Origin of the sequence: Catenovulum agarivorans YM01 (genome assembly GCF_000281085.1) — a bacterium.
Taxonomy (GTDB): Bacteria; Pseudomonadota; Gammaproteobacteria; order Enterobacterales; family Alteromonadaceae; genus Catenovulum; species Catenovulum agarivorans.
Window position 1 is genome coordinate 26,633 of sequence record NZ_JH767535.1, and the last position, 6,499, is coordinate 33,131.

Sequence of the window (6,499 nt, forward strand, 5' to 3'; positions counted from 1 at the left end):
AATTTGCCTGCCCTATTAATTTATTGAATATTGATAATAGGTATCAACAAGGCTTCTTTTTTCGCGAGTTTTTTACCGTGTGCTCGCATTAAAAGTAGTACTAATGCGACTATGGCAGCACATGAAACAAGCCAAATTGTACTGAAATACGGGTTGGCACTAAAAGTAGCCGCTTGGTAAATAACAGATGCCGTTATGTAGGCTAAGCCTGTCGACCAAAGTGCAATAAAACTCATCCATTTAAAGCCAGCTTCACGATACATAGCACCCATAACGGCAACACAAGGTGTATATAACAAGACAAATACTAAATAAGAAAACGCAGCAGCTGTACTACCAAATAATATCGCCATTGCTTGAAAAGTTGATATTTGCACGCCTTGTGCATCAGCAGCACTGGTTAAGTCTTGTTCGCTGATAATACCTAAACCAAGCGGGTCAAAAATATTGTTATACATATCAACTAAGTTATCTGGAATGGTTTGCCAAGCTTCAGCGAAGCGTGCTGTGAGACTAAACTCACTCGATTCTTCGTCTGCGGAATCGCTCGCTTGACCTATATCCATCTGTCCATATAACGCATCGAGCGTACCTACAACGGCTTCTTTAGCGAATATGCCGGTGAATATGCCTACGGTTGCAGGCCAATTTTGTTGTTGTACACCAATAGGTTCAAATACTGGTGTAATGGTGCGACTAATTTCACTTAATACAGATTGTTCTGAATCCTGATTACCAAAAGTGCCATCAGTTCCCCATGAGTTTAAGAAACTTAATAAAGTAACAACAACAACTATGGTTTTACCTGCACGGGTAATAAATCCATGCAATTTGTCCCAAGTTTTTAATAACACGTTTTTAGCTGACGGCATATGGTAAGCGGGAAGCTCCATAATAAAGGGCGTTAAACTTGGTTTAAATAAGGTTCTCTTTAACAACATGCCTGTCAGAATAGCCATAACTATGCCTAATAGATAAAGCAAAAAGACCACGTTGTGACCACTGTTGGCAAAAAACGCTGCGGCAAAAAGGGCATATACAGATAAACGTGCACCACACGACATAAAAGGCGACATGGCTATGGTTAACAGTCTGTCTTTGTGTGTGTCTAAAGTACGACTGGCCATGACTGATGGCACGTTACAGCCAAATCCGACGATTAATGGCACAAAAGATTTGCCTGGTAAACCAACTGCGCGCATAAATCTGTCCATAACAAATGCAGCACGAGCCATATAACCTGAATCTTCAATGACAGATAAGAAAAAGTATAAACCTGCAATGACCGGAATAAAGGTCGCAACAAGTTGAATGCCACCACCAATACCATCACTTAACAAGGTGACTAACCAAAGCGGTAGACCAAGTGATTGATAAAAAATGGCTGCACCTTCAACAAAGACTGCTGCAAAGGTGATGTCAAAAAAGTCGATAAATGCACCGCCGACGTTAATTGCAAAAATAAACATGCAGTACATCACCAATAAAAAAACAGGTATACCAAGCCATCGGTTTAAAACTATGTCGTCAATGTAATCCGTCAGTGTGCGTTTATCTGCTTGTGCTTGTTGATAAACTTGGGCTAGCCAGTTTTGAATCACTTGATATCTATGATTTGCTTTGAGTGATTGGCAATTTTGATCAACTAATTCAGCGAGTGCTTTCGCTTGTGTTGTTTCAATGTTCAACCAGCTAACCAATAATTCAGCATTTTTTTGATAATTTTCTGTAGAGCTTGTCAACAGAATAATGTGTTCATTGCTTAGTGAACTCAATTCAGGCATAAGTTGAGACAAACTTGGTAAGTCCAGATTATGCTCAAGCTCCGGTAGTGTCAGTGTTTTTTTCTCGTGCTGAGTTAAGCTCTTTTCAATGGCTAATTGTAATTGGTCGATGCCATGCTTTTTAATTGCTGAAATGCTTACAACTGGAATTTTGAGCAAAGAAGCTAATTTATCTGTATCTATTTGTATGCCTTGTTTTTCTGCAACATCTTGCATATTTAACACAAGAATGACATTAGCACCCATTTCTATTAGCTGTGTTGTTAAATACAGGCTGCGCTCTAAACGCGTTGCGTCAACTATGTTTAATACCAAATCACCTTTGTTATTTTGAAGATAATCACGAGCAATTTTTTCGTCGAGTGATAATTCTTGCTCTTCATTTTCTATAGAGTAGGTTCCGGGTAAATCGGTAATTTCAATTTTTTGTTGATTTTTTAAATAACTAATCCCAGTTTTTTTTTCGACTGTGACACCAGCCCAGTTGCCGACTTTTTGTTTTGAACCAGTTAATAAATTGAATAGGGTGGTTTTGCCACAGTTGGGATTGCCTATTACCGATACGGTATGTTTGTTCTGCATATGCTTATTTTATCTCTACCTGAATTGTTTGGGCTTCGGCTTTACGTAGACTCAAACTAAAACCTCGAACTTCTATCTCCATAGGATCGCCTAACGGAGCGAGTCGTTTCACTTTAATTTGTGCACCGGGTGTCATGCCCAAAGATAACAATTTTTTACGAAATCCGGCTTCGGTTGGTGCAATGGCTATAACTGTTGCACTCTGGCCAACAGCAATATTGTTTAAGGTCATGTTTAGCCCCTAGTTATCTTTAATGTAAATAGTATATTGCAAATGATATTGATTATCATCTAAAACCATCAATTAAAGTAAATTGAGATTTTTCCGATAAAAAACTGTTCAAGTTCGCGGACTTAATCTAAAGTTAGTTTAATTGCAGTGACTGCGAATTGCATTTACTTGTTTTAACAGTGTTTTATTTTCAATAATACTGGCTAAAACTTGGGCTTTTGCAAGTTTTAAGACTTAGACCTATACGTAAAACGCAGAGGCGGTCTAGTATTGAATTAAATTGATAAGTTTGTTAAAACTTGATAACTATATTAATAAAATCATTTAGTTAACCTAACAAAGGGTCGGATATGCTGAGTTGGATGAAACCTGCAATACCGGCTGGTAAAACTTTAGTTGACCAGTCTGAATTAGTTGAGTTAGAAAAAAAGCGGCCTTGCTTGATAAGCTGTTGGACAGCGACGCTTACGAGGTAGCAGAGCAAATAAGAGCAAACGCGACCAATGTTAATCATTCTAATCAGGAAGGTTTAGAAATGATTGAGCGCAGCTTCGATATGGTTAAACACTTTATTGAACAGTCGATGGAAATTGAAGATATTGCTAAAAATTCACACGAAGCTGCAGCTGAAACTTCAAAAACCAGTGAAGACTGTATTACTGAGTTGGTTAATCTAGTAAACAACATCAGAAGTTCAGCTCAATTTATCTCAGAATTTACTCAACTTTTGTCGAACTTAGAAGAAAACAGTAAAAACATCGACCATTTAGTTGAGGCGATTAAAGGCATTGCCGAACAGACAAACTTATTAGCTTTGAATGCAGCGATAGAAGCTGCACGAGCTGGCGAGCATGGTCGAGGTTTCGCAGTTGTTGCCGACGAGGTTAGATCACTAGCGAATACGGCCAACCAGTCAGCAGATCAAATTCAAACTGAAATGCGCAAAATTATGGATATTTCAGGTTCCATTATCACTAAGCAAAAAGAAGTTGAAGAGCTTATTGACCATAGTGTTACCATCGCAGATACCACAAGTGAACAGCTAGGCTCATTGGTTAGTGTTGCGAAAAGTAGTGCACAATCTATGGCTAACATGATTGGACAAATTAAAGTTCAATTGGAGAACTCTGAAGCAATACAAGAAACAATGCAGCAACTCGTTAGTCAAACGCATGGTGCTATAGAAGGTGCAGATGCCAGCTCGACATTAAGCACTGAATTGTTGCATAGTTTAGAAAGTATTCGACGATATTAATTTTATTGTGCCCAGTTTCATGCTGGGCTGAATAATTTGGCTATGCAGTAATGATGTTGAAGTGGTTGTACAAATTATTATGGCCAAATTGCCCTAAGTGCCGCAAATGGCGCTTAATGCTTATTTGGGGGGCTTGCATGCTTTGGTATGTTTTAGATATTTATCTCCCGCGTTTGTCTGGATAGCTGATTTATGCCACAGCTAGACACTATATATATCAAATCGTCCGCAAAACAGCATGGTTACAGCTTAGCTTTTTATAGCGCTATCGCTTTTGTTATTTCGCTTATTCTTTATATTCAGTTTGCTGATTTCGCTAAGCTTCCTTTGTTATTTTTAATGATGTGCACTGTGGTTGCTTTTGTGATTGCTTTGTTTAAATTACAAGAGCCTGATTTGAGTTTTATGTTGAATAATCAGGGCGTGCTCTATCACCATAAGCGTGGTTTTATGTTGGTGGAATGGGACAATATTCGGCGAATTGGCATTCCCAGTGTTCAACATGGTTTAGATAACAAAGAGTTATCCTACATTGGATTAAACTTAAAAGAGCCAGAAAAGTTATTAGGGGCGGTAAGTTTACGTTTGATTTCGCACTTATTGATGGAACAGCGGGCAATTTTGCATAAATATTTGCTAGTAGACTGCCCAACAGGCACTTGCCCGAGTGATATAACTTTAAATACTGAACCCTACAAATCTGCTTCTGGTCAGGTTTATAAAGGGCTCAGAGGCATGTTTGCCCATAGGATGGCGTGGTTAAAAAAGTTAAGTGGTTATGACTTACTTATTCCAGAAACTGCATTCGATCGCACGTCTGGCGAATTTGCTCAATTGTTGAGGGAATATAAAGAACACTTTGAAAAATTTGAGAATTAACGTTAAATGTGATTTATTGGCATTTGTTTTAAGCGTTGTAAAGTAGGTATTAGTAAATATGTCGCAATTTGAATTCACGTTAGATGAAGAGAACCACCAAGTGGTTGCGACTACACAAATCGATAAAGATTCATCCCCAATTAAAGACGCTATCATTAAAGAGTTATTCACCCAAAGTTCAGTTGCTAACTGTTATTTGTTAGATAACTTAGTGGCTGATTGTGTCGTCTTATATAATCAAAAATTAACTGAGTTGGCCTCTTCAGAGCCGGTTGAGTTTTCTTCACCTATTGCTGAGCGTCGTCACGCCAAAGCTAAAGTTATTGTTTCGCCAGACGCTATGTCCGCTAAAGTTGAATTGTCTGGCGCTTATGGTGGTGAGCCGTTAACTGCAAATCAAATTTTACGCGCGGTGACCAAACAGGGGGTCACCATGGGGATTGATAAAGCTGCGGTTGAGAAACTCGCCCTTGAAGGAAAAGACAGCAAACCTGGTCAGATAATTGTTGCGCAAATAGCAAGTGGACAGCAACCGGTCAAAGGCGACGATAGTTTTTTCGAAGCTCAGACGAAAAATGCGCGAGATCGAATTTTACAACCGCAAGAGGTGAACGAATCAGGCAAAGTTGATATGCGAGACTTAGGCGAGCTAATATCCGTTAAACCGGGTGATGCTTTGGTTAGAAGACATTTGCCAACTCACGGTAAACCTGGGTTTACCGTTAAAGGTGACGCTCTTTCGGCTATTCCAGGAGAATTACTTGATTTTGAACTTGGCGAAGGCACTGAGATTTCAGCTCAAGATGAAAATTTGTTAGTCGCTGTGAATGCGGGTTTACCTTATATAACCGAGAACGGGGCGAGAGTTGATGATGTACTTGAGTTAAAAGGTGTAGACATCTCAACAGGTCACATTGATTTTGATGGTGGTGTTATTGTAAATGGCAATGTAGCTGAAGGCATGCGACTAAAAGCTAAAGGCAATGTCACAATAAATGGTTTTGTTGAAAATGCTTACCTTGAAGTTGATGGAGATGTAACCGTTTTAAGTGGGATTATTGGCCGAAAAATAGAAAATGACAATATTACCGAGGACACTGAGTTTTCTTGCCAAATTAAAGCATCAGGTGTGGTATGCAGTAAATATATTCAGTATGCCAGAATATCTACGTTGAAAGATGTACAGTTTTCGAGTCAAATTTCGCATTCATTTATCAAAGCGAAATCAGTTGTTGGTGGTACAGAAAAATCCCCTATTGGCAAAATCATCAGTGGGTGTTTTCAAGTAGAGCAGTTTTTAGCATGTGCAACCATAGGTGCACCAGCGTCTACTGCTTTACACATTACTTTGTATCCGAACTATCAAACAGATGTAACCAAAAAACAAGCGGTTTTTAAACGCTTAAAAGATAAAGCGCATGAATTGGAGTTGCTACGCTCGAATTGGTTGAAACTGAAAGAGCGGGGTATCAGCGAAGAGAAAAATACTCAAATTGCTACTCGCTACAAAGAGCGTGAGCTAAAAGTTAAAAAGCTTAAGCGTGCCTATTTATTGTTAGAAAAGAAAATTCAGCAAAAGGTAAAAGAAGTTTATGTATATGCAAGCAGAACTATGTTTAGCCATATTTACATTCACTGTGGCGAGTTAAACAAGTTGACAACAGGTGAACACGCCAATAGTAGAGTTAAAATTATCGATAGAAAGTTTATCCGCCAATAGGATTGACTCCAGCTGTTGTTATCTGAACAAGCGCCATTGGCTTTTAT

The 6,499-nt window shown here is 38.8% G+C and carries 5 protein-coding genes; 3 read left to right on the forward strand and 2 right to left on the reverse strand.

Features of this window, described 5'->3' with window-relative positions; translation table 11 throughout:
- Positions 1 to 20: 20 nt before the first annotated feature.
- The gene (feoB, locus tag WSC_RS0117140; protein ID WP_016957181.1) at positions 21 to 2,366 is read right to left on the reverse strand and encodes a Fe(2+) transporter permease subunit FeoB; all 2,346 of its coding nucleotides are present in this window, start codon (positions 2,364 to 2,366) and stop codon (positions 21 to 23) included.
- Positions 2,367 to 2,370: 4 nt separating this feature from the next.
- Positions 2,371 to 2,598, reverse strand: a complete 228-nt coding sequence (locus WSC_RS0117145) for a FeoA family protein (protein WP_016957182.1) — start codon at positions 2,596 to 2,598, stop codon at positions 2,371 to 2,373.
- Between the two features lie 583 nt (positions 2,599 to 3,181).
- Between WSC_RS0117145 and WSC_RS25520 the strand changes: the two genes are divergently transcribed.
- The 3 genes from WSC_RS25520 to WSC_RS0117160 all read left to right on the forward strand — a co-directional run bounded on the left by WSC_RS25520 (position 3,182) and on the right by WSC_RS0117160 (position 6,452).
- Positions 3,182 to 3,853 carry a methyl-accepting chemotaxis protein gene (locus WSC_RS25520; protein WP_420170091.1) on the forward strand — a complete coding sequence of 224 codons (672 nt, stop codon included), beginning with the start codon at positions 3,182 to 3,184 and terminating at the stop codon, positions 3,851 to 3,853.
- Positions 3,854 to 4,045: 192 nt separating this feature from the next.
- A complete protein-coding gene (locus tag WSC_RS0117155; RefSeq protein ID WP_016957184.1) occupies positions 4,046 to 4,732 on the forward strand; it encodes a DUF2982 domain-containing protein in 687 nt (228 codons plus the stop codon).
- 58 nt (positions 4,733 to 4,790) lie between these two features.
- Positions 4,791 to 6,452: a DUF342 domain-containing protein gene (locus tag WSC_RS0117160; protein WP_016957185.1), complete on the forward strand. Its 1,662-nt coding sequence runs from the start codon at positions 4,791 to 4,793 to the stop codon at positions 6,450 to 6,452.
- The last annotated feature ends 47 nt before the right edge of the window (positions 6,453 to 6,499 follow it).

What these genes read in the sequence shown, in the direction of transcription:
- feoB (WP_016957181.1), bottom strand. Translation starts at nt 2,366, where the DNA reads ATGCAGAACAAACATACCGTATCGGTAATAGGCAATCCCAACTGTGGC.
- WSC_RS0117145 (WP_016957182.1), bottom strand. Translation starts at nt 2,598, where the DNA reads ATGACCTTAAACAATATTGCTGTTGGCCAGAGTGCAACAGTTATAGCC.
- WSC_RS25520 (WP_420170091.1), top strand. Translation starts at nt 3,182, where the DNA reads ATGGAAATTGAAGATATTGCTAAAAATTCACACGAAGCTGCAGCTGAA.
- WSC_RS0117155 (WP_016957184.1), top strand. Translation starts at nt 4,046, where the DNA reads ATGCCACAGCTAGACACTATATATATCAAATCGTCCGCAAAACAGCAT.
- WSC_RS0117160 (WP_016957185.1), top strand. Translation starts at nt 4,791, where the DNA reads ATGTCGCAATTTGAATTCACGTTAGATGAAGAGAACCACCAAGTGGTT.